This is a genomic window from Parerythrobacter jejuensis (assembly GCF_039536765.1).
Taxonomy (GTDB): domain Bacteria; phylum Pseudomonadota; class Alphaproteobacteria; order Sphingomonadales; family Sphingomonadaceae; genus Parerythrobacter; species Parerythrobacter jejuensis.
Map to the genome: position 1 here is coordinate 320,745 of NZ_BAAAZF010000001.1, position 23,283 is coordinate 344,027.

General features: G+C 59.2%; 15 protein-coding genes and 1 tRNA gene. 10 read left to right on the forward strand and 6 right to left on the reverse strand.

The window, feature by feature from the left end:
* The first annotated feature begins 3 nt into the window (after positions 1-3).
* Entirely contained in the window at positions 4-747 is a 744-nt protein-coding gene (locus ABD653_RS01535; protein ID WP_160779535.1) for a sulfite exporter TauE/SafE family protein, read from the forward strand.
* A 7-nt stretch (positions 748-754) separates the two neighbouring features.
* Here ABD653_RS01535 and ABD653_RS01540 read toward each other — a convergent pair.
* Positions 755-829, reverse strand: a tRNA-Asn gene (locus tag ABD653_RS01540).
* A gap of 60 nt (positions 830-889) precedes the next feature.
* A complete protein-coding gene (locus ABD653_RS01545; protein ID WP_160779536.1) occupies positions 890-1,678 on the reverse strand; it encodes an NAD kinase in 789 nt (262 codons plus the stop codon).
* A 132-nt stretch (positions 1,679-1,810) separates the two neighbouring features.
* On the opposite strand from ABD653_RS01545, the gene ABD653_RS01550 reads away from it, so the two are divergent.
* The gene (locus tag ABD653_RS01550; protein WP_344705254.1) at positions 1,811-2,581 is read left to right on the forward strand and encodes an EAL domain-containing protein; all 771 of its coding nucleotides are present in this window, start codon (positions 1,811-1,813) and stop codon (positions 2,579-2,581) included.
* On the opposite strand, the gene mfd is transcribed toward ABD653_RS01550, so the two are convergent.
* The gene (mfd, locus tag ABD653_RS01555; protein WP_160779538.1) at positions 2,578-6,060 is read right to left on the reverse strand and encodes a transcription-repair coupling factor; all 3,483 of its coding nucleotides are present in this window, start codon (positions 6,058-6,060) and stop codon (positions 2,578-2,580) included. The two genes, ABD653_RS01550 and mfd, sit on opposite strands and share 4 nt — an antisense overlap.
* 135 nt (positions 6,061-6,195) lie before the next feature.
* Entirely contained in the window at positions 6,196-6,465 is a 270-nt protein-coding gene (locus ABD653_RS01560; RefSeq protein WP_160779539.1) for an FAD assembly factor SdhE, read from the reverse strand.
* A 53-nt stretch (positions 6,466-6,518) separates the two neighbouring features.
* Here ABD653_RS01560 and recG point away from each other — a divergent pair, with 53 nt between their 5' ends.
* On the forward strand, positions 6,519-8,582 hold the full coding sequence (recG, locus tag ABD653_RS01565; RefSeq protein WP_160779540.1) for an ATP-dependent DNA helicase RecG: 2,064 nt from the start codon (positions 6,519-6,521) through the stop codon (positions 8,580-8,582).
* On the opposite strand, the gene ABD653_RS01570 is transcribed toward recG, so the two are convergent.
* Complete coding sequence (locus ABD653_RS01570; protein ID WP_160779541.1) at positions 8,579-9,046, reverse strand: low molecular weight protein-tyrosine-phosphatase; 468 nt, start codon at positions 9,044-9,046, stop codon at positions 8,579-8,581. The two genes, recG and ABD653_RS01570, sit on opposite strands and share 4 nt — an antisense overlap.
* Before the next feature lie 65 nt (positions 9,047-9,111).
* Here ABD653_RS01570 and ABD653_RS01575 point away from each other — a divergent pair, with 65 nt between their 5' ends.
* Positions 9,112-10,908 (forward strand): DUF885 domain-containing protein, encoded by a 1,797-nt coding sequence (locus ABD653_RS01575; protein ID WP_160779542.1) that lies wholly within the window; start codon positions 9,112-9,114, stop codon positions 10,906-10,908.
* 15 nt (positions 10,909-10,923) lie between these two features.
* Here the strand turns inward: ABD653_RS01575 and ABD653_RS01580 are convergent, their stop codons facing one another.
* Positions 10,924-12,258 (reverse strand): ABC1 kinase family protein, encoded by a 1,335-nt coding sequence (locus ABD653_RS01580; protein ID WP_160779543.1) that lies wholly within the window; start codon positions 12,256-12,258, stop codon positions 10,924-10,926.
* Between the two features lie 16 nt (positions 12,259-12,274).
* On the opposite strand from ABD653_RS01580, the gene ABD653_RS01585 reads away from it, so the two are divergent.
* The 6 genes from ABD653_RS01585 to ABD653_RS01610 all read left to right on the forward strand — a co-directional run bounded on the left by ABD653_RS01585 (position 12,275) and on the right by ABD653_RS01610 (position 23,273).
* Positions 12,275-12,757: a DUF3429 domain-containing protein gene (locus tag ABD653_RS01585; protein WP_234032182.1), complete on the forward strand. Its 483-nt coding sequence runs from the start codon at positions 12,275-12,277 to the stop codon at positions 12,755-12,757.
* A 490-nt stretch (positions 12,758-13,247) separates the two neighbouring features.
* The gene (locus ABD653_RS01590; RefSeq protein WP_160779544.1) at positions 13,248-14,228 is read left to right on the forward strand and encodes a hypothetical protein; all 981 of its coding nucleotides are present in this window, start codon (positions 13,248-13,250) and stop codon (positions 14,226-14,228) included.
* Positions 14,229-14,238: 10 nt separating this feature from the next.
* Entirely contained in the window at positions 14,239-14,721 is a 483-nt protein-coding gene (locus ABD653_RS01595; protein ID WP_234032183.1) for a hypothetical protein, read from the forward strand.
* Positions 14,722-14,792: 71 nt separating this feature from the next.
* Complete coding sequence (locus ABD653_RS01600) at positions 14,793-15,827, forward strand: DUF11 domain-containing protein (protein ID WP_160779545.1); 1,035 nt, start codon at positions 14,793-14,795, stop codon at positions 15,825-15,827.
* Positions 15,828-16,038: 211 nt separating this feature from the next.
* Complete coding sequence (locus tag ABD653_RS01605) at positions 16,039-20,970, forward strand: hypothetical protein (protein WP_234032184.1); 4,932 nt, start codon at positions 16,039-16,041, stop codon at positions 20,968-20,970.
* Positions 20,967-23,273, forward strand: coding sequence for a DUF11 domain-containing protein (locus tag ABD653_RS01610; RefSeq protein ID WP_160779546.1), 2,307 nt, complete (start codon positions 20,967-20,969; stop codon positions 23,271-23,273). Before ABD653_RS01605 ends, ABD653_RS01610 begins: the two co-directional genes overlap by 4 nt.
* Positions 23,274-23,283 lie beyond the last annotated feature (10 nt).

The window sequence follows — 23,283 nt, forward strand, 5'->3', positions numbered from 1 at the left end:
GCAATGGGCATTCTCGCGCTTGCCGCCGCTTTCCTGGTTACGGCTCTACTGTATGCCTCGGTCGGGTTCGGCGGAGGTTCGACCTACAGCGCGCTGCTGGTGCTCAGCGGTTTTGACTATCGGCTCCTCCCGGTTCTCTCACTGATTTGTAACATCGCGGTGGTCACTGGCAGCTCAATTCGATTTGCCCGTGCGGGTGTGACACCTTGGCGTGGGGCGTTGTTGCTCACAGCTATTGCGGCCCCTGCTGCCATGCTCGGAGGATTAACGCCGATTGCGGAGGGCACTTTCTTCCTGCTGCTGGGCGGCAGCCTCGTCCTTGCGGGCCTTGCGCTATTGATCCCGCAAGGGGAGGGGCAGGGCGGTGCTGCCCGTTTTGCACGGCTGATGCCCTTCGCTGCGGCTCCTCTTGGCTTTCTTTCGGGGCTGGTCGGCATAGGAGGCGGCATCTTCCTCGCGCCGCTGCTTCATCTCACCCGCTGGAACGAGGCGCGCAGCATTGCAGCTACAGCCAGCATTTTCATCCTGGTCAATTCGCTGTTCGGGCTGGCCGGTCAATTGCTGAAGAATGGCCCTGACAGGTTGGGTGAAGCGGCTGCCTTTGGCCTGCCCTTGCTGGTTGCAGTGGTGATAGGGGGCCAGATCGGCAGTCTGCTGGCGCTCAAATTTCTTGATCCGAAATATATCCGCTGGATTACGGCTGCGCTCACGATCTGGGTCGGATCGCGGCTTCTGATCGGCGTTTAGGAAATAGTGGCTCCCCGAGTTGGATTCGAACCAACGACCAAGTGATTAACAGTCACCTACTCTACCGCTGAGCTATCGGGGAGCAGCCCGTTTCCGAGCGAGAACGCGCCTATATGGTCGCGGGATTCGTTTGGCAAGCCCTTCAGGTAACGAATTGCTCCGCCACGATCCGTTCGTCCAGCGCATGACCGCGATCGAACAGCAGAGTCAGTTCCAATTCCCGCTCTATGGCGATCGAAACTTCTGCGATATCGCGGAACTCGCGTTGGTCAGCCACAACGGCAACAGGACGCTTGGCGGGCTCGCGGACCCGGAAAGATATTTCGCTTCGTTCCGGCAGGATTGCACCGCGCCACCTGCGCGGGCGGAAGGCGCTGATCGGGGTCAGGGCGAGCAATTGGGAATCCAGAGGCAAGATGGGCCCGTTCGCAGAAAGATTATATGCGGTAGAGCCGACCGGGGTGGAGACCAGAACACCATCACACACAAGCTCTTCAATCCGCACCTTGTCGCCGACAGTCACTTCGATCTTTGCAGTCTGGCGCGTCTCACGCAGCAGGGAAACTTCGTTGATGGCGCAGGCTTTCTGAACTGTACCATCCTGCGCTGTGGCTTCCATTTTCAGGGGAGCGACTGCCCGTTTGGTGGCGCGATTGACCGCTGCCAGCAGGTCGTTGCGTTTGCGCGGCCGGTTCATCAGGAAGCCCACGGTGCCCATATTGATACCATAGGCAGGCTTTACGGCGTCGTTATCGAGCATGCTGTGCAGGGTCTGGAGCATGAATCCGTCGCCCCCCAAAACAACCACGGCATCCGCGTCTTCCTGCGCCACAAAAGTGAATTGTGAACGCAATTCGCGGGCGGCATCCTGAGCCTTCTCTGTGTCGTAGGCGACCAGAGCCAATTGCCGATATTCGTGATTGCGGCTCAATTCCGCTCTCCCGCGTGTCCTCTGCCGGTCACCCCCCTATGAGGGGGCGTGCCATTTGGCAACGCATCTGGATAATGGGGATGCTAAGCTGAGATTTGTCGCTAGCGCGCTGGAATGAATATGTCTGACCCGATGTTTGATAGACTCGAATCGTTCCTGGCCGATGGCCCGTTTCTCCGGGCTGCTATTGCCGCGGGCGAAATAGAGACGGTGTTCCAGCCACAATATGCCCTGCCGGCGGACATTCTCGTTGGCGCAGAGGCCCTGGCCCGCTGGCAGCATCCCGAACGCGGTGAGATTGGTGCACAGACCCTTTTTGCCCTTGCTGCTGAGGAGGGGGTGACGGCTGAACTGTCCCGCCATGTTGCCTTGTCGGCGTTCGAGCAATTTCGGTCCTGGCCACAACATCTGAGATTGTCGGTCAATGTTACCCCGGAAGAAGTGGAATCGGAGGATTTTGCCTCACGCTTCCTCGTCGAAATCGCGGAAGCGGGTATTGATCCGGCGCGTCTGACGGCGGAGATTACCGAGGAGGTCCTGCTAGGCGATTTGCCGCATGCAGCAACTTCGCTCGGCCGCTTGCAACAAGCCGGAATGCGCACAGCGCTGGATGATTTTGGAGCGGGGTTCTGTAATTTCCGGTATCTGAAAATGCTTCCGCTGAACTATCTCAAGCTCGACCGCTTGATGGTCGACGGGATCGTGGAGGACGAGCGTGACCTGGCGGTGCTGCGCGGCATCGTGGCCATGGCGAACGCCCTTGGCTTGGATGTGATCGCAGAAGGCATCGAGCGCGAAGGCCAGCGCGCGTTGGTATCCGCAGAAGGTTGCAATACCTATCAGGGTTTCCTCAAAGCCGCTCCAATGAGCGGCAGGCGCTTCCTGGCGCTCGCGAACGCCTAAGCAGCACGCTTCTGAGCCTTGCGGGCAACTCCGCTCAGGCCCTTTGTCAGTTGGAAAAGCCCGTTCAACCTGCTGCGCGGGTCACCCCATGCGCGATTGATCACAAGCTTCATATCGGGGCGCAGTTTTGCTGTGCCCTTCAAACGGTCGACATAGGCAATCAGCCCCGGCCCGTCAGGGAAGTCGTCATTGTGGAATGTGACGAGGGTGCCCCGAGCCCCAACATCGATCTTGGCGATATTCGCTTCGATCGCCTGATGCTTGATTTCGATCAGCCGGACGAGATTTGACGTCGCATCGGGCAGGGGGCCGAACCGGTCGATCATTTCTGCAGCCAATGATTCAATCTCACCCTTGTCCTGTGCCTGGTTGAGGCGGCGATAAAGGGCCATTCGGACGGCGAGGTCAGGGACGTAGTCTTCCGGTATCATGATGGGCGCATCGACGGTGATCTGTGGACTGAGCGGCTCGCGATCCTCGCTCAATCCGGCATCGCCTGCCTTGGCAGCCAGGATCGCGTCCTCCAGCATCGATTGGTAAAGCTCGAAGCCGACTTCGCGGATGTGACCGGATTGCTCATCGCCCAGAAGGTTGCCGGCGCCGCGGATATCGAGATCGTGGCTTGCCAACTGGAACCCGGCACCAAGCGAATCGAGGTCGCCCAATACCTTCAACCGTTTCTCCGCCACCTCTGACAATTGCGTGTCGGCGCCATAGGTCAGATAGGCGTAGGCACGCAATTTCGCCCGCCCGACACGACCGCGCAGCTGGTAAAGCTGGGCGAGGCCGAAAATGTCCGCACGGTGGATGATTATGGTATTGGCGCTGGGCAGATCGAGCCCGCTTTCGACAATCGTGGTGGACAGCAGCACCTCGTATTTGCCGTCATAGAACGCGCTCATGCGCTTCTCGATCTCACCCGCGCCCATCTGGCCATGCGCGGTCACTACTTTCACTTCTGGCACGGTATTGCCGAGCCATTCCTCGATGGCTTCCATGTCGGAAATGCGCGGTACGACGATAAAACTTTGCCCGCCGCGATGATGCTCGCGCAGCAGCGCCTCTCGCATCACCATATCGTCCCATTCCATCACATAGGTTCTGACCGCGAGACGATCGACCGGAGGGGTCTGGATGGTCGACAATTCGCGCAGGCCGGTCATGGCCATTTGCAGCGTACGCGGGATCGGAGTGGCGGTCAGCGTCAGCATGTGCACATCTGCGCGCAGCTGCTTCAACTTCTCCTTATGGGTGACACCGAAGCGTTGTTCCTCATCCACAATGACGAGGCCGAGATTCTTGAACTCGGTCGATTTGGACAGGATCGCGTGCGTGCCAACGATGATGTCGATATCACCCTTGGCCAGGCCTTCGCGCGTTTCACTCATCTCCTTGGCGGGGACAAGCCTGCTCAGCCTGCCAATATTAAGCGGGAAACCGGCAAAACGCTCCGAGAAGTTCTGGAAGTGCTGGCGTGCCAACAGCGTAGTGGGGGCAACAACCGCCACTTGTTGTCCGTTCATGGCGGCCACGAACGCTGCGCGCAGCGCAACTTCGGTTTTGCCAAAACCAACATCGCCGCAGACCAGCCGGTCCATCGGCTTGCCGCTTTCCAGATCGCGCAAAACATCGGCGATGGCACGATCCTGATCGTCAGTTTCTTCCCAAGGGAATTTCTCGACAAACTGGTTGAACGATGCCTCTTCGGCTTCCAGCACGGGGGCCTTCCTGAGCGCGCGCCGGGCAGCCGTCTTCATCAATTCACCGGCGATCTCACGGATGCGTTCGCGCAATTGTGCGCGGCGGCGTTGCCATGCTTCGCCGCCCAGCTTGTCGAGCATGACGGCTTCTTCGGACGAGCCGTAGCGCGACAAGACATCGATATTCTCGACCGGGATGTAGAGCTTGTCCCCGCCGCGATATTCCAGCATCACACAATCATGCTGGCTTTTGCCCACGGCGATGGGTTCCAGACCCAGATACTTGCCGATCCCATGCTCGACATGGACCACCAGATCACCCCGGCCGAGGGCTTGCAGCTCGGCAAGAAACGCATCGGAATCCTTGCGCTTCTTCTTGCGCCGGACGAGCCGGTCACCCAACACATCCTGCTCGGTCAACAGTTCGAGCTCGTCGTTGGAAAACCCGGTTTCGATAGGCAGCACGAACGCGACCGGCGTGCCCTTGGCCGAGAGGCCAAGTGCTTCCTGCCAACTATCAGCAAGCTTCGTTTCGCATCCGGCCTCAGACAGGATGGAGGCAATCCGGCTGCGGCTGCCCTCTGAATAGGTTGCCAGCAGCGGACGTTTCCCCTGGGTCGACAGCCCTTTGAGGTGCTTGGCAGCAGCTTCGTAGATATTGTCGCCACGGGCCCGTTCAGGCGCGAAATCGCGTGCCGAGCTGAACGCGAAGTCGATTACTTTGGGCCCGTTAGGCTCGGCAAAGATCACCGTCTTGTGCGCAGGCCATGATTGCCGGGTTTCGTTCCATTCTGCTTCGGTCAGATAGAGGGACGACTCCTCTAGCGGGCGGTATCCGCCTTTAGCCTGACCGGTCGCCTTGCTGCGTGCTTCCTTGTAATCGCTGATGTCGGAAAGCCGCTCCTCGCCTGCAGGCAATGAAGCGCCGTCGAAGATGACCAGATCGCTCGAATCGAGATGGTCGAACAGGGTGGCAAGCTTGTCTTCGAACAGGGGGAGCCAATGCTCCATTCCGGCGAGCCTGCGGCCTTCGCTTACTGCTTCATAAAGAGGATCCTGTGTCGCGGCAGCGCCGAACAACTCGCGATACCGGCTGCGAAATCGCTTAATCGTCTCATCATCCAGCAAGGCTTCACTGGCGGGAAGAAGCAGGTGAGACTGGATCACTTCCGTGCTCATCTGCGTGCCGGGATCGAACAAGCGCAGGCTTTCCAGTTCGTCTCCGAAGAAGTCGAGACGCAGGCCTTGGTCGAGGCCGGACGGGAAAATGTCGACGATTGATCCGCGAATGGCATATTCGCCGCTATCGACCACGGTGTCGGAGCGCGTGTAGCCCTGTCGACGCAGCAGCGCAGACAGGCTTTCCCGCCCGATTTCATAACCCGCCATCAATTCGCGCACGCTTTCGCGGATACGGAATGGCGACAAAACCCTTTGCAGCACTGCATTGACGGTGGTCACCACCAATTGGGAGCCGGATTTGCCGGATTGGAGGCGATGCAGCGCCGCCAGCCTCTTGGCGCTGACAGAAAGCGCCGGGCTTGCCCTGTCATACGGCAAACAATCCCACGCGGGGAATTCGATAACATCCAGTTCCGGTGCGAAGTAGTGTGCGGCCTCGGTCACCGCGCGCATCGCCGCATCATCCGGCGCGATAAACACTGCGCGGCCCGTGGCGGCCCGGGCAAGATCACTCATCACCAGAGGTTGCGCGCCTCGTGCGACGGACGACAATGTCAGCGATTGCTTGGCCTTCAGGATGTGGGACAGATCAGGCATTGATATTCAATCGCTCCACGGTTCTCGCTGTTCCGCACACACGCAAAAAAGCCCCTTTCCGCCATCGGAAGGGGTGCAAGTCTCGGAAAGCACTAGCGTTGGGCGGGTGCTTGCGCCACCCCGTTATCGAACGGCTCAGCGGGGAATGTCGACGTAATCGAGCTTGCGCATCGCATCCATCTGCGACCCAGCAAAGGTGTCTGGCGTGGGCTGCGTGCCCAGAGCCCAGGCCATGATGTCGACGTCATCCTCGTCGAGCAGCCGTTCGAACCAAACCAGATCGTCCTCATCCCATTCCTGGGAGTAACGATCGAAGAACCCGCCAATCATGTAGTCGGCTTCGCGTGTTCCTCGATGCCAGGAACGAAATTTGCAGCGGGCGAGGCGGGTCTGGATATCGGCCATGGCGGGCGGTTACGGCACTCGCATTGAGCGCGCAAGCGGCTATAGAAACGGGTATGCGTCCGGATATCCTCAACCCGCTGTTTGCAGAGGTCGATACGCTTGATGGTGTCGGCCCCAAATTGAAAAAGCCCCTCGACCGTTTGGGTTTGGGGAGGGTGCGAGATGTTGCGTACCACCTGCCAGACCGGTTCGTGGCCCGGCGCGCAGTCCAAGACCTGGATGAGGCGGCTGAGGGCGAGCAAATCGTAATCACCCTTACCCCGACCGAGCATCGCGGACCACGCAATCCCGGGCGTGGGCCGCATCGCGTTCTGGCCCAGGATGCTATCGGCAATATTTGCGCCCTGACGTACTTTGGGCGCGCCGCCTACTCAGCCAAGAAACAGTTGCCGGTTGGCGAGCAGCGCTGGGTGGCCGGCAAGCTGGAGCGCTATGGCGACGTGCTGCAGATTGTGCACCCAGATCATGTGCTCGAAGAGGGCGGAGAGAGCCTCCAGCGGCTGTGTGAGCCGGTTTACGCGCTGGCTGAAGGTCTGACCCAACCCAAGGTTGGCAATCTAGCGCAGCAATCGTTGGCCATCCTTCCTGACTTGCCGGAATGGATTGAGCCGAGCCAGTTCGAGAAGGAACAATGGCCGCAATGGTCCGATGCCCTGAAATTGGCGCACAAGTCGGAGAATGCGCCAGCGCGAGATCGCCTTGCCTATGATGAGTTATTGGCGAACAGCCTCGCTTTGATGCTGGTGCGCGCGGATAACCGACAGCGCAGGGGCAGGGCGCTGGTCGGCGACGGATCCCGTCGCGGAAGATTGCAGCTGCCGTTCCCGCTGACGGGTGCGCAAACACGCTCAATCGCGGAAATCGAGCAGGACCTTGCGCACGAAGCTCCGATGCTGCGCTTGCTGCAAGGCGATGTGGGGGCAGGCAAAACGGTGGTCGCGCTGGAGGCGATGCTGGTTGCTGTCGAGGCGGGCGCACAAGCCGCCTTGCTTGCACCAACCGAGATTCTTGCGCGCCAGCATTTCGAGACCTTGCGAAGCATGGCCGCGCCGACAGGGGTCGAGATTGCCCTGCTAACCGGGCGGGACAAGGGCAAGGCTCGTGAGAGTATTCTGATAGGGTTGCTCGATGGCAGCATCGATCTTGTGATCGGCACCCACGCCCTTTTCCAGGATAGCGTCGGCTACAAGGATCTTGGTCTGGTCGTGATTGACGAACAGCACCGTTTCGGTGTCGCACAGCGCTTGATGCTGGCGCGCAAAGGCAAGAGCACGCCCCACACATTGGCGATGACGGCCACCCCGATTCCGCGCACGCTGACCCTGGCGCAATATGGCGAGATGGATGTCAGCCGTCTGGATGAATTGCCACCGGGCAGGCAAGCGATCGATACGCGTGTCGTCGGACAGGACCGGCTCGCAGAAGTGGTCGAAGGGATTGGCAGGCACATCGGCAAAGGCAACCAGGCCTATTGGGTGTGCCCGATGGTGCGCGAGAACGAAACCGACGACATCGCCGCTGCTGAGGCGCGCTATGCAGCGTTGAAAGAGCGGTTCGGCGATACGGTGGTCATGGTTCATGGTCAGTTGGAACCAGGTTTGAAGGACGCCGCCATGGCCCGCTTCGCCAATGGCGAGGCTATGTTGTTAGTTGCAACAACTGTGATCGAAGTCGGCGTAGACGTTCCTGCTGCGACCCTGATGGTGATCGAGCAGGCAGAGCGTTTTGGCCTTGCCCAATTGCATCAGTTGCGCGGCCGCGTCGGCAGGGGATCGGAAAAATCTGTTTGTTTGCTCCTGCGCGGCGAAGCCCTGTCTGAAACCGGCAAGAAGCGGCTCGCCTTAATGCGGGAAACGCAGGATGGGTTCCGGATTGCAGAGGAAGATCTGGAATTGCGCGGCGGCGGGGAATTGCTAGGCACACGCCAATCAGGCGATACGCCTTTTCGGGTGGCGGATCTGGAGCAGATCCAGCGTTTGCTACCGGTGGCCCATGATGATGCGCGCTTATTGGTAGAACGGGACGGCGGCCTTTCCTCTCCGCGCGGAGAGGCCGCTCGGATTCTGCTCTACCTCTTCGAGCGTGACTATGGCGTCCAGCTGCTGCGCGGCGGTTAAGCCCGCAATTGCTGCACAAGAGACTGCGCGGCCATCCAGACATCCTCCCACGTATCGGTGAAGTTCTCTTCCCCGCCGTAGTAGGGATCGGCGACTGCTGCGCCCTCACGACCGGGCACCATATCCATCAGCAAGCTGACATGGGCGGGTGCATCGTTCGGGCGGATCGCGTTGATGTTCTGCAGATTGGAATGATCCAGCGCGAGGATGTGGGTGAATTGTGTAAAGTCTCCTCTGACAATCTGCCGCCCGCGAAACCCCGATATGTCGATGCCGTTCGCACCGGCCGTTGCGATGCTGCGCGGGTCTGGTGGCTCGCCGATGTGATAGGCCGCTGTTCCGGCGCTGTCCGCCTCGGCTTTCAGCCCGGCATCCTGCGCAGCTTTGCGAAACGCGGCCTCCGCCAAGGGAGAGCGGCAGATATTGCCAAGACAAACGAACAGGACGGACGGGTGTGTGCTCATTCCCTTCGCCTACTGGACCCGACGCGGTCACCGCAATAGGAAGGCGCCATTGAGGAGACTTTGCCATGAAAACCCTGTTCGCCGCCACACTTCTGGCTGGCTCGATGTTGGTCCCAATGCTGCCCGCCTTTGCGCAGGATAATCCGGCAGGTACGGCGCAATCCGACGCAGCCACTGCCTACACCGAGCTGCGCGAAGAGATCTGGCAGGCACAATTGGACGCGAGCCCCCAATTGGCGACGAGCATTGGAGACCGCAGGGGTGACGGCAAGCTTGGGGATCTCTCTCTGGCCGAGTTTGACCGGCAAATCGCGGAGAGCAAGGCGTTCCTCGCGCGGCTTCAAGCGATCGACGAGAATGCTCTGCCAGACGACCTGCGGGTCGACTATGCCATCCTGAAGCGCAGTTTCGATGATGGCTTGGCCGGGGCGGATTTCGCCCAGACACGCTACCAGATTTTCACCAACCGTGGCGGCTGGTTCTCCGGCTTTGCTTCGCTTCCTTATCGCTCGCCGCTGTTCAATCTTGCCGACTACGAAAGCTATGTCGGGCGCCTGGAAGCATTTGCGCAACTCAACGCAGACGGGATCGAACGGAGCCGCGAGGCAGTGGATCGCGGACTAACCCAGCCCTGCGAGCCGATGCAGGGCTTTGACAAGCGCATCGAACAACAACTGTTCGACGACTATAAGGAATCCCCGTTCTGGCGCCCCTTTGCAGGAGACCGGCCGGGCTCGATCTCCGAGGCCGATTGGGAAAGTCTGCAGGATCGCGCCAGTGTTGCACTGGAGGAGTCTGTCTTCCCATCCTATCGCGATTTCCGCGACTTCTATGTCAATGAGTATGCGCCGAAATGTCGCACCGGCACACCCGGGATTCTCGCCACCGCTGATGGTGACGATTACTACGAATACCGTGTGAAGCTGTTCACTACGACGGACATGACTCCGGACGAGGTCCACAATCTGGGTCTGTCTGAAGTAGCGCGTATCCGGGCGGAGATGGAGACGGTTGCCGCGCAAGCCGGTTTCGAAACCCGCGAGGCTTTCATCGAAGATTTGCGGACCAATCCGAAATACTATGCGAAGACGCCGGAGGAACTGATCACGGCTGCCTCGGCATTGGCGAAACAGATCGATGGCTGGATGCCCAAGTTGTTCGGCAATTTGCCGCGTCAGCCTTATACGGTATCACCAATCCCTGCGGCGCAGGCTCCGGGCAACACCACAGCCTATTACGAGCCGGGCTCGCTAGCGACCGGTGCCGCTGGCATTTACCGCGTAAACACAACCGAGCTCGACCAGCGCCCATTGTGGGAATTGCCAGCGCTGGGCGTCCACGAGGCCGTGCCAGGGCATCATCACCAGATTGCGCTTCAGCAGGAGCTGGACATCCATCCGTTGCGCCGGAACGGCACCTTCTTCACGGCCTTTGTCGAGGGGTGGGGCCTCTATTCGGAGCGTCTGGGTATCGAGATGGGTCTGTATGATACGCCAGCGAAGGAGATGGGGCGCCTGAGCTACGAGATGTGGCGTGCTACGCGGCTGGTTGTCGATACCGGCATCCATTCCAAGGGTTGGAGCAAGCAGCGTGCCGTCGACTTCATGCTCGACAATACCGCGCTGACAGCTGCCAATATCGACGCCGAAGTGAACCGCTACATCACCTGGCCGGGCCAGGCGCTTGCGTATAAGATCGGTGAGCTCAAGATACGCGAATTGCGTCAGCGCGCTTCGGATGCATTGGGAGAGGACTTCGACCTTCGGGACTTCCACGACGCTGTCCTGGAAAACGGGGCAGTCCCGCTCAATGTCCTAGAGGCGCATATCGATCGCTGGATAGCCTCTCAGAAGAATACCTGACGCACAGGGCGTGATCTAGGCAGTGCTTGCGAGAGCTTCTGCGACAACGGCCCTGACGTTCACGACCGCCTTCAGGCGTGCCCCCAGAAGGGCTGTGCCACTGACCTTGCGTTGAACGAACAAAGTCTCTGCTGGCGGCAAGTGCCACGTCGCGCGGTCCTGGGCGATGGCCATGCCTTCTTCGCGAAGCAAGGGCACGAAGCTGCGGTCACCAAAGTCGAAGGGAGAGTCCTGGTTCATTTCGCCCACGATGATGTCGATCATGCGGTCCACCCGCTCCGGGTGCCGTTCAATCACGGCTGGTGACATGAAACCCGCAGAAATTGCCTCTGATCGAATACCGTCCTTGTCGCCCGCCAGTCCCGCTTCGAGCAGTGCCCGATAGGCCTTCTGGACGGCAGGCGCGATGGCCCGTGTGGCGCCGAAGTCGAGCAGCACGACCTTGCCGGTTTCGCGCTGATAGCGGAAATTGGCGAAGTTCGGGTCGGTTTGCATGACCCCGAACTCAAACAACTCGCGCGTCACGAGGCGCATCATCGTTTCGAACACGTCATTGCGCAGATTCTGGGGCTCGCTTTCGAGGCTCTCGATGGGAATGCCATCGACGAAGCTCATCGCCAGAACCCGGTCACGGGTGAGCCCTTCGTGTAATTCGGGCACCACAAAGCTCGGTTCGCTAGCCAAGCGCGCGCGGTAAAGGTCCATTTGCTCGCCTTCGCGGCGATAATCCGCTTCCTCGTGCAATTGCTCCTTCGCTGCATCCAGCAGAGGCCCGATATCGAGCTCTTTTGGCAAGAGGCCGGAGATTTTCAGCAAGGTTGCGACATTGTCGACATCGCTATCGATGCTTTGCGCGACGCCTGGATACTGTACTTTGATCGCCAGAAGTTCGCCGTTGCGGGTAAGCGCACGGTGGACCTGCCCAATGCTCGCGGCTGCAATCGGGCGTGGTTCGAAACGACGGAATTGCTTGCGCCAATCCTTGCCCCATTCCTCAGCCAGTACCTTGTCGAGTTGCTTGGGTGGCATGAAATTGGCGCGATCCCGCAAAGAGGCGAGGATGTCAGACAACTCAGGCGGCAACAGATCGCCGGCATCCATGCTGATCATCTGCCCCAGCTTCATCGCCGCACCGCGCAAATGAGCGAGGCGATCAGCCAGCCTTTTCGCATTGGCCGGCGTAAGGACAAGCTCGTTCAGCTTCGGGCGCTCTCCTGCGGCCAGACGCTTGGCGCCTTCGCCCAGCATCGATCCTGCGACGCCTCCGGCCAGCCTGCCAAATCCGGCGAGCCGTGATATGCGCCCGCTGGGAACCGCGCGATGGCGCGAAGGTTTGTCGTAGTCTGACATGAATGAGGGCCATTGAATGATGACTGTGGATACGCAGGACAAACTGACCGCGGGGCAGGGTGTTCCAAGGCTGGCGCAATGGCTGGGATTGGCGGGGTTGCTGCCGCAGGCAATTGCGGTGGGTCTGGCGATTTACGGCGGTGCATGGGGTTGGATCGCCCTGGCAGCCGGTTTTGGCTACGCCGCGCTGATTTTCAGCTTTCTCGGCGGCGTGTGGTTCGGCCAGGGGATCCGATCTGCCTTAGTCAGCCCCTGGGTCTATCCCGTATCGGTCTTGCCCAGTCTCATTGCGCTCGGGCTCTATCTGCCATGGACCTTCGGAGCGGATTGGCCTGGCCCATCGCTCTTGTGGCTCGGCCTGTTCCTGTGCCTTTCGCCGCTGGTCGACCGGGCGTTGAAATTCGAGGGCCCCGAGTGGTTGGCCCTGCGCTGGCGGCTTTCCTTGGGGTTGGGGGGCATGACTATCGTTCTCGCATTACTCGCTATGGACCAATATTGAGGCCAGGAAAGAACGAGTGACCCATTCGAGGGAAATGATTGAGGTAATGCAGATAAACAATTGATATTTAATAATTGCGAGGTTCTTGCTTTGGGTTCCTTGGGATAGATCGAAGAGCTCCTTCGGACCCTCGATCGCAAGAAAGATATCGCCTTTAAGTTACGGAACTATAAAAGTTTAACTTCTCAGCGCCCTGTCATTGTCGGTTGTCGTGTGCAGGGGTAGCCGTCTGGCTGCCCGAGCTCTTTTTTCTGCGTACCCCAATGCCGCGCCTCGAGAAGGTAGGGTAAACGGGCGATTCGCCATTCTGCGAGGTTTGGCGTCGAAAGTTAACACGAGACAACGTAGTCGTCAGGAACGCTGGAACTGGCGGAATTCTACAAGAGCTGAGCCGGCAAAGGGGCAAATCCCTGCAAAAAGGGAGCTTTTTGACGCCATTTTCCGCTCCCTGTTGAGCGGATTGTTAACCAATTTCGGCCATATCAGTGGCATGAAAAAGGACACAAACACATTTCGCTACCTCGGGCTAACAGCCATCCTTGCTGTCGGCGTCCCTTCAGCTGCACATGCGGGCGGGGTCGATGCAGGTACTCTGATCGAGAACACTGCACAGGCCACCTATGACACGGCTGATGGTACCGAGACGATCGACTCCAACACCGTCACCCTCAAAGTTGACGAGTTGCTCGACGTTACAGTGACGTCACTCGATCCCGGGCCGGTTTCGACCCAGCCGGGTTCCGATGTCCTGACTTTCGAGCTGACCAACACGGGCAACGGTCCGGAAGCCTATACGCTGACGGCCAATCCCGCGGTCGCGGGCAATGATTTCGACAGCACTGTCGACGGGATCGCCGTCGATACCAACGGAAACGGCGTTTATGATGACGGGATCGACGCGATCCTGACGGCGCCCGCGACGACCGCAGAGATCGCCGCAGACGGCACGCTGACCGTGTTTGTGCTGCTCACGGTGCCCGCAGGCGCAACTGACACGCAAGAAAGCCAGGTCGAACTGACCGCAGAGGCCGTAACCGGCACCGGGGCGCCTGGAACGACCTTCGCGGGTGCCGGTGTTGACGGCAGCGACGCCATTGTAGGCGTGGGCGGGGCGGATGACAGCGCAACGGGTGATTTGGTTGTCGCGATTACCACGGTCGATCTGGTGAAATCTGCAACGGTTGCCGATCCTTTCGGTGGCACGTCGGCAGTTCCGGGTGCGACAATCACATTTTCCATCCGCGCAGACGTTCAGGGAAGCACTTCGGTCGATGATCTGGTCATCACCGACGCGATCCCGACCAACACGACCTACCAGCCGGGCACTCTAGCGCTCGACGGCGGCGGTTTGACCGATGCCAGCGGCGACGATGCCGGAGAAGCGTCGGCCACGGGCATCTCTGTCGACCTTGGAACTGTTGCTGGTGGCAGCGCGCCAACCATCACCTTCGACGTAGTTATTGACGAGTAAGGAACTGCAAATGTTTAAGAAAAATCTTGCAGCACTCTTCGGATCGTTCGCATTTGCCCTCTCTGCGATGGCTGTTCCCGCCCATGCCCAGTCTCCGGTGCAGTTGTCCGGTGATGTGAAGGTCGAGAAGACGACAACCGACGAGAGCGGAGCGACAAAGACCGAATATGTTGCACCAGATGTGGTGGTACCAGGCGATCGCCTGCTGTTCACGACGACCTTCACGAATTCTGGCACCGAGCCGGTCGAAAACTTCGTCGTCAACAATCCATTGCCAGCCGCAGTGCGGCTTGTTGATGACGCCGACCCGGATCTGACGGTTTCGGTCGATGGCGGCACCACATTTGGCAAACTCACAGAGCTTTCTGTGGCTAGCGAAGGCGGTGTCAGCCGCAACGCGCAGGCCGCAGATGTCACACATATTCGATGGACCCTTGCCGTGGTGAACCCCGGCGAAAGCGGTCGTCTCGAATATCCAGCCATCATTCGCTGAAGAGCGAAAGATAACCGCCAATCTCCGCGGGCGGTCGGGTTCGCGCGGGGGCAACTACGAGGACCAGTACAATGAAACGCAGCAAGCAATTGCTGGGTGCAGTAAGCTCTGTAGCGCTTATCGCATTCAGCACTTCGCCTGCCCTGGCCGCGGGAACGACTGCTGGTGATACGATCACCAACACCGTCACCGTGGACTTTGAGGTAGGCGGGGTAAACCAGACGGACGTCACAGCGACGGACACGTTCACAGTTGACCGCAAGGTCAATGTGACGGTTTCCGAAGTTGGTGGCGCAACGACCAATGTTTCGCCTGGCGGAATCGAACAGGTCACGACTTTCGATGTCACCAACCTCTCGAACGACACGATCGATCTCGATCTGTCGGTCGCCCAGCCGGCATCTGATGATTTTGACGTGACCAACGTCAAATTCTTCATCGATGATGGCGACGGCGTATTCGATGCTGGCGACACCGAAGTCACATTCCTCGACGAAGTCGCGGAAGACGAAACCGTCCGTGTCTTCGTGGTTGGCGATATTCCGATCTCGCAAAGCACTGGCGATGTTGCAGAAGTTATCCTGACGGCTGACTCGCATGCGGGTGGCACAGCCAGCTCGCTGGGTGCAGAACTGACGGCCACCGCTGGTGCCAACACTGCAGGTGTGGACACTGTCCTCGCTGATGGTGCGGGTGACACGGATGCCGCCAATGACGGCGCTTTCTCCGACACTGACAGCTACACCGTGCAAGCGGCAGCGCTGACAGCGGCGAAAAGCAGCGTTCTGATCAGTGATCCTGTCAATGGCACTACCAACCCGAAAGCAATTCCGGGTGCAGTCGTTGAATATTGCATTGCAGTATCCAACGGTGCGGGCAGTGCGACTGCGACTGGCGTTACCGTGAGCGACGTTCTGCCAGCCGACGTCACCTATGACGCTGGCTTCGGCATTTTCGTCAACGGTACGTTTGATGGCGTAGCAGGCACTTGCAACGCGGACGGCACGGCCGGCGGGAGCTTCGGTTCCGGCACGGTTTCCGGCTCGCTGAGCGACATTGCCGCGGGTGTTACCCGCACTCTCTACTTCCGCGCAACAATCAACTGATTGATTGGGCGACATTTTTATCGCGTCGCCTGACGAAAGTAGCGATTTGAGCATACTGTCCTCAACCCGACATCTGGCAGCAGCGCTTTTGCTAGCGCTGCTGCCCTTTGTCGTGTCTGCAGAGGGGGCAAACGCTCAGACAATCGAAAATACTGCAGACGCCACATGGGTTTTTCAGGGGAAAGCCGCCTCGACCACATCGAACACGGTAATGTTCGAGGTCGAGGCGCCGCCCCCGGAAATCCGAACGTTTGCGCCCGTTCCTTCGGGAGGGCGCGAGTTCATCTATTCACCCCCGCAATGCCTGGGCAACCAATCGGTTGCGTCGGGCAACACAGATACGTCTTCCGCCCCCCCGATCACGTCCAATGTCGCCGAAAGCACGAGCGTCAAGGCCGGCCAGGATGTCATCTTTGAAGTCGTCGCAGCGGGTGCAAACAAGGATCCGGACGCTATCGACAGCCTTGTTGCGGTGATCGAGACCACTTCTGGTGACAGGGAAGAGATCGAAATCTTCGAGACCGGTCCAGACACCGGTGTCTTCGTTGGGCAGATAGCAAGTCGGCGCAATCCGCCTGCGCCCGTTGCGGGCGATTGCGCGCTGAGTGTTGACGACGGGACGTCCTTGTCGATCTCGGTCTCGATGCCCGGCGAAACTGTGGTTCTCGTCCAGGCCGACGTTGAAGTCCTGGCCGACCCGTTCGGTGTCGTGTTCGACAGCGAAACCGGCGAGCCTGTTGACGGGGCGATTGTCACATTGATCGATGTCGCCACTGGCCAGCCAGCAAGAGTCTTTGCCGAGGATGGCGTAACCCCTTGGCCGTCAACTGTCATATCCGGTCAGCCGATTACAGATGCGGCAGGCAATGTGTATCCGATGGGGCCAGGAGAATACTGGTTCCCTCTCACCTTTTTGGGGACTTATCGAATTCAGATTGATCCGCCTGAACCCTACACCGCGCCCTCTGTGGCATCGCGGGAGGAATTGGCGCGATTGTTCAGGCCTGACGGAAGGCCCTTTATCATTGAGGACGCGTCTTTCGGGGGCACATTGGCTCTTGTTGATGAAACCCCGGTCCAGATCGATATTCCGCTTGATCGCCCCAGTCTGGAGATCAGCCTGACCAAGGACGTGTCACGACAGCGCGCGCAGCCTGGCGATGCGGTGTTCTATACCGTCGTCGCCAGAAACGCCGATCCGAGCCGGATCAAGCGCAGCGTGGTGCTGGTTGACCGACCTTCGCGCTGGCTGCGTTTGCGCCCGGAATCCATCCGTCTCGACGGTGTCGCTGCCCCCGATGCGATCACAATCGCACCGGATGGCAATCGATTGGAAATCCAGCTGGGCGATATGGCCGGTGGAACAGCGCGCAGGGTGACCTACGCGATGGTTATCCGCGCCGATGCGCCGCCAGGACAAGCCATAAACCGCGCAGAAGCAACGGATTCTCTCGGTCGGACGACGATCGCACGCGCATCAATCGATGTTGAACGTGACAATATTGCCGGACGCATGACGATTATCGGCCGGGTGACCGCGGGCGGATGTACAATCCATCAAAACCGGATCGGCATTCCGGGCGTCCGGGTGATGCTGGAAGACGGCAGCTTCGCTGTGACCGACGCCGATGGCCGCTACCACTTCGAAGGCGTAGTGCCGGGCACACATGTCGTCCAGGCGGCGCGTATGACCTTGCCGCAAGGCGGGAAGTTCGTCGATTGCACGCGGTCTACCCGCAGTGCTGGCAGCGCCTCCTCGCATTTCGTGATCGGGCAGGGCGGTTCCCTGGCCGAAGTCGATTTTCACGCGGTCTTGCCACCGGAGGCACTTGCGGCGCTGACCCAGGCTGCTGCCAAGGCGCTCGAAACACCGGTTCTGGGCACTGGCCTGCTCACGGTCGGCGAGGGCGATCGCCCAATTGTCGAAACTGGTGCTGCCAAGCCGGCCGATACGGATTGGCTGGCGCTGGGTGACGGGCCTGACGGTTGGTTGACGCCGACAGTTGATCACAACCCCCGTGCCCCCGCCGTTCGCGTGGCCTTCCGCCACCGCAAGGGACAAACGATCAAGCTCTATGTCGATGGCAAGCCGGTCGATCCGCTCGCCTTCGACGGTACCAAGTCGGCTCCCAACGGAAAATTCGCCGTCAGCCTGTGGCGCGGTGTGCCGCTGGATGATGAGCGGACCGTGCTCAAGGCAGAGATCGTGAATTCGATGGGTGGCGTCAACGAAACGCTGGAACGCGTCGTCTACTTCACGTCGAAGCCATCGCGCGTCGAACTGGTCGCAGACCAGTCGGTGCTGGTTGCTGACGGGGTGACCCGTCCGGTGGTCGCTATCCGGGTGCTTGATCGCAACGGACGCCCTGTTCGCGAAGGCATTTCGGGAGATTTTACTCTCAACGAGCCATTCCAGAGCGCGGCACAGATTGAATTGCAGCAGCTTCGTCAGCTGACCGGTATCGGATCTTCGTCTGCCCGCTGGGTCATCGAAGGTAGCGACGGCATTGCCAAGATCGAACTCGCGCCGACGATGGTGAGTGGCTCCTTGCGCCTCGATTTCCGCTTTGACGACAACAATATCGAACGGCGTCAGATGATCGAGACCTGGGTTGAACCCGGTGATATCGAGTGGACGATTGTGGGCCTGGCCGAGGGTTCGGTCGGCGCCAAGACCGTCGCCGACAACATGGAGCGGGCAGACAGCTTCGACAGCGATCTGGGCGACAAGGCCCGTGTTGCGCTCTACGCCAAGGGGCGCGTGCTCGGGAAATATCTCGTTACGCTCGCTTACGACAGTGCGAAGCAGCGCGATGACCAACGTGTCTTGGGCGCTCTCGATCCGGATGCCTATTACACGGTTTTCGCCGATGCCTCGAGCCGTCGCTTCGATGCGCCGTCGCGCGACAAGCTCTATGTGCGGATCGAAACCTCGACCTTCTTCGCGATCTATGGCGACTACCAGACCGGCTTCGACCAGACCCAACTGGCGCGGTACAACCGCACCGCTACTGGTGTGAAAGCTGAGGCAAGGCTTGGATCGGTGACTGCACGTGGCTTCGCCGCCAAGATCGGGACCCGCTTCCGTCGTGACGAGATCCAGGGTAATGGTCTTTCGGGTCCGTATCGCCTGGGCAGCCGAGATATTGTCGCCAACAGCGAAACCGTAACAATCGAAGTGCGCGACCGCTTCCGTTCGGAGTTGATCGTCAGCACCCGCACGCTAACGCGGTTCATCGATTATGATATCGATGTGCTGTCGGGCACAATTACCTTCAGCCAGCCGATCACCAGCCGTGATTTCGACTTCAATCCGCAGTTCATCGTTATCGATTACGAAGTCGATCGCCTTGCGGGTGGAGAATGGAATGCCGGTGTCCGGGCTGATTGGACCGACAAGACTGGCGCAATTCGTGTCGGCGCGACCGCGATTACTGATCAAGGCGATGGCGAGCGTACCAATATCGGTGCCGTTGACCTTCGCGCACGCATTGGTGAGACCACCGAGATCCGTGCAGAACTCGCTGTCAGTGAACGTGATGGCGATACCGCCAATGGCTGGCTGGTTGAGGCACAGCACCAGACCGGCAAACTCGATGTGCTCGCCTATGCGCGTTCATTGCAGCAGGATTATGGTGTCGGCCAGCAGAGTGGCGCAGAACTTGGTCGCCGGAAATTCGGCGTCGATGCGCGCTATGAAATTGACGAACGCTTCAGCGTTCTGGCCAGCGTTTGGCAGGATGACAGCCTCGCTGACATCGGACGTCGCCGTGCTGCGCAGACACAACTGGCTTATCGTTCCAACCGGACAGACATGCGACTTGGCCTGTCGCACTTCAACGATCGCCTGGCGGACGGCACCCGCAACACTTCGACATTGCTCGAGGCGGGCGCAACCCAGCGCTTGTTCGACAACAAGCTGGAGCTCAGCGCCTCGACCAGCATCGCATTGGACAATCCGGAGTCGATCGATCTTCCCGCGCGGCATCGTTTTGATGCGCGTTATGCGATTACCCAGAATGTGCGGCTCATCGGCTCTTACGAGATTGCCGATGGCGAGAATATTGACGCCCGCACTCTGCGCGGTGGCATCGAAGTTTCGCCCTGGCAGGGTGCCCGCATTACTTCCACGCTTGGCCAGCAGGACATCGGCGAATTTGGCAATCGCAGCTTCGCTGCGTTCGGCTTGGCCCAGACGCTTCAAGTAACGCCTACGCTGACCCTCGATGCAACTGTCGACGGCAGCAGGACCTTGGGCGGCGCACCATCGATCAGAGATATTGTGAATCCAGCCCAGCCGGTCGCCAGCGGCGGCCAACTTGGCCAGGACGGCAGCGTGTTCGAAGATTTTACTGCCGTGACCCTCGGGGCTGCTTGGCGCAAGGATCGCTGGAGCGCGACGGGCCGTGCGGAATATCGCGACGGTGAATTCGCCAATCGCAAGGGCGTGACTTTGGGTGCTATCAGGCAGCTGGGTGAGGGCAGTGTTGTCGGTTCCGGCTTCACCTGGACCAAGGCTGACGGCCAGAACGGAGCCAGCACGGAAATCATGGATGGCTCGATTGCAATCGCGCATCGTCCGGACGAGTCTGAATTCGCTTTCCTCGGAAAGATTGAATATCGCAGCGATGCGGTCACCAATGCCGTGGCCGGGGAAACCGGGCCTGCTGGTCGCACTGCGCTTCTGGTCAACGGCGATGCCCAGTCACGCCGCCTTATCGCGAGCCTATCGACCAACTGGTCGCCCCAGGGCGAAGACGATGATGGTTTGATGACCCGTCGGGATGAATTCGGCCTGTTCGTGGGCGCACGTTACAACTTTGACCGGTTCGAGGGCTTCGATCTTGACGGATTTACTGCTCTGGCTGGCCTCGACGCGCGCATTGGCCTGGGTGAACGCTTCGAAATAGGTGGTGCCGCGACTGTTCGCGCTAACCTTGACGATGGCACGACCAGCTTCGCGATCGGTCCGCAGATCGGGTTCGTTCCGGCAGACGGCGTGCTGTTGACGGTCGGCTACAACATCACCGGCTTCCGCGACCGTGATTTCTCCGCTGCCCGCAATACCGACAAGGGCGTATTCGCATCGATCCGGGCGAAGATTGACGCGGATACGTTCTCGTTCCTGGGATTGGGACGATGATGCAACGATCTGCTCTTGGCGGTTGTGCTGAAAACGCGCTGTTAACCATGCTGGGCTATGTCATCGCCAAGATGTTCCATCTCATCAACGCTATACATTTCAGTGTCTTGGGCGTCGTTCGCGCGCTTTCGACCATGCTTGCCATTGGTGCATTGGCGGGTGCGGCCCAGGCTCAAACCACTCTTACTGCCGACTGGACCAATCTGGGCAATTCGAATTTGCAGGTTGTCAATGATGGCACCACACTAGCAGTGGGGCCAAATTCGATCACGATTAACACTTCCGCTGTGACGGATGGTGACGCGAACGACGGCGATTTCACCAACTTCTACTCAACCGGTATGTTATCGTACTATACCGGCCAGGTGAGCAGCTTCACCGGCAATTTGCTCTACAATACCGATCATTCGGTCTTTGATGCCGGTGACTATTTCGAAACCACCTACACCTTCGCAACAGCGGTGGAACAGCTTGCTTTCACAGTCGGCAATGTCGACAGGTTCTTTGGCAGCGTGAATTTCCACGATGCCGTCGTAATCGAATACGATACGGGAAGTGGTACATGGCAGAACCTTCGATCCCTTGGCGCTTTCACGTTGGGTTCGGCCGTCGGCCTCACCACGGTCAATGGGCAGCAGGGTTTCCATGGCACCAATTATTCCGGCGGCATCACCAGCACGACAGGCGATATCCAAGTCGATTTCGGAACGGTAACGGTCGAGCGGGTGCGGATCCGCTACCTTTACGGTCAGGCCTCTCCCGGATCCGATCCGTCCGGGGATTGGCAGTACATGGCGGTCTCTGACTTCACTTGGGAGCAGACATTCAGTTTCGCCGATCTCTCGCTTTCGAAAACGGTCAACAACAGTACACCTGCGAATGGAGCCGGCGTTACATACACGCTTCAGGTATTCAATGCTGCGTCATCAGCGTTGACTGCCAATGGTGTGCAGGTGACCGATCTTCTGCCAGCAGGGGTCGACTATGTTTCCGATACCGGTTCGGGATCTTACAATCCAGTCACGGGAGTGTGGACGGTCGGCACATTGGCTCCGGGTGCGTCGGCTTCGCTGGATATCACCGTCACAGTCACCGCAACTGCCGGAGCGGTAATCGACAATGTCGCGGAAATCACGGCGTCATCTGTTGCGGACGTCGATTCAAGTCCCGGGAATGCCGTTCCGGCCGAAGATGACTACGATACAGCAACCTTCACCGTGGCCGGTTCAAGGGTTGCCGGAACGCCCCCCTTATTGAATTGTAGCGCCGGATCTGCGGTACATGATTGGGACCCTTTGAGTTGGACTGCGGGTTCCACCGCCAACTCTTACGCTCTTAGCACGCTGGGTCAGGTCGCCTTCACGCTGACCAATCCCGGCGTCTGGCTGAATAATGCTGCTTTGGGAGGCCAGTCGCCCAACCTGCAAACCGATATGACAGGTGGCATCGGCACGCCCGAGGAATCACTAATCCAGCTGGTAGACTTGGCCAATCAAAGCCAAGTGGTCACAACGCAGATCGATCTGCCGCGTTCGGTCATGGCTGCCCAATTCACCGTATTCGATGTCGATTTCGGGACCAACCAGTTTGCCGATCGCATCACGGTCACCGGCTCGTTCAACGGAAATACTGTGATTCCAACGCTGACGAATGGTGTCGCAAACTACGTTGCCGGCAACACGGCTTACGGTGATGCAGCATCGGATAGCACATCCGCCAATGGCAATGTGACTGTCACCTTCCAGCAACCGGTCGACACGATCACAATCCAATATGGCAACCATTCGCTGGCTCCTGCCAACCCGGGCCAGCAAGCGGTAGCGTTGCATGACATTACCGTTTGTCGACCGACCACGACGCTTGCCGCTACAAAGGTGAGCGCGGTTTTTTCGGATCCGGTCAACGGGTCGAGCGACCCCAAGGCGATTCCAGGCGCGATGATTGATTATGTTATTGGCGTAGCAAATACCGGAATTGTCGAGGCTGACGACGGAAGCGTATCGATCGTCGATACTGTGCCTGCTGACACCAAAATGTGCCTGGCCGATATTTCTCCTGGCTCTGGCCCTGTGTTGTTTGTCGACGGATCGCCTGTTTCGGGCCTGTCCTATTCCTATACCGCTTTGGGCAGCGGAACGGATGATCTGGAATTTTCCAACAATGGCGGGACCAGCTACGGCTATACTCCCGTTGCCGATGCAGATGGTTGTGATACCAATATCACCAACTTCCGCGTCAGCCCGTCGGGCGAACTGGAAGAGGGCACATCTTTCTCGTTGCGCGCACGCTTCATGATTGAGTGATGCTGCCGGG

What these genes read in the sequence shown, in the direction of transcription:
- ABD653_RS01535 (WP_160779535.1), top strand. Translation starts at nt 4, where the DNA reads ATGGGCATTCTCGCGCTTGCCGCCGCTTTCCTGGTTACGGCTCTACTG.
- ABD653_RS01610 (WP_160779546.1), top strand. Translation starts at nt 20,967, where the DNA reads ATGATGCAACGATCTGCTCTTGGCGGTTGTGCTGAAAACGCGCTGTTA.
- ABD653_RS01585 (WP_234032182.1), top strand. Translation starts at nt 12,275, where the DNA reads ATGATGACTGTGGATACGCAGGACAAACTGACCGCGGGGCAGGGTGTT.
- ABD653_RS01600 (WP_160779545.1), top strand. Translation starts at nt 14,793, where the DNA reads ATGAAACGCAGCAAGCAATTGCTGGGTGCAGTAAGCTCTGTAGCGCTT.
- ABD653_RS01560 (WP_160779539.1), bottom strand. Translation starts at nt 6,465, where the DNA reads ATGGCCGATATCCAGACCCGCCTCGCCCGCTGCAAATTTCGTTCCTGG.
- ABD653_RS01575 (WP_160779542.1), top strand. Translation starts at nt 9,112, where the DNA reads ATGAAAACCCTGTTCGCCGCCACACTTCTGGCTGGCTCGATGTTGGTC.
- ABD653_RS01550 (WP_344705254.1), top strand. Translation starts at nt 1,811, where the DNA reads ATGTTTGATAGACTCGAATCGTTCCTGGCCGATGGCCCGTTTCTCCGG.
- ABD653_RS01590 (WP_160779544.1), top strand. Translation starts at nt 13,248, where the DNA reads ATGAAAAAGGACACAAACACATTTCGCTACCTCGGGCTAACAGCCATC.
- ABD653_RS01580 (WP_160779543.1), bottom strand. Translation starts at nt 12,258, where the DNA reads ATGTCAGACTACGACAAACCTTCGCGCCATCGCGCGGTTCCCAGCGGG.
- mfd (WP_160779538.1), bottom strand. Translation starts at nt 6,060, where the DNA reads ATGCCTGATCTGTCCCACATCCTGAAGGCCAAGCAATCGCTGACATTG.
- ABD653_RS01605 (WP_234032184.1), top strand. Translation starts at nt 16,039, where the DNA reads ATGTTCGAGGTCGAGGCGCCGCCCCCGGAAATCCGAACGTTTGCGCCC.
- ABD653_RS01570 (WP_160779541.1), bottom strand. Translation starts at nt 9,046, where the DNA reads ATGAGCACACACCCGTCCGTCCTGTTCGTTTGTCTTGGCAATATCTGC.
- recG (WP_160779540.1), top strand. Translation starts at nt 6,519, where the DNA reads ATGCGTCCGGATATCCTCAACCCGCTGTTTGCAGAGGTCGATACGCTT.
- ABD653_RS01595 (WP_234032183.1), top strand. Translation starts at nt 14,239, where the DNA reads ATGTTTAAGAAAAATCTTGCAGCACTCTTCGGATCGTTCGCATTTGCC.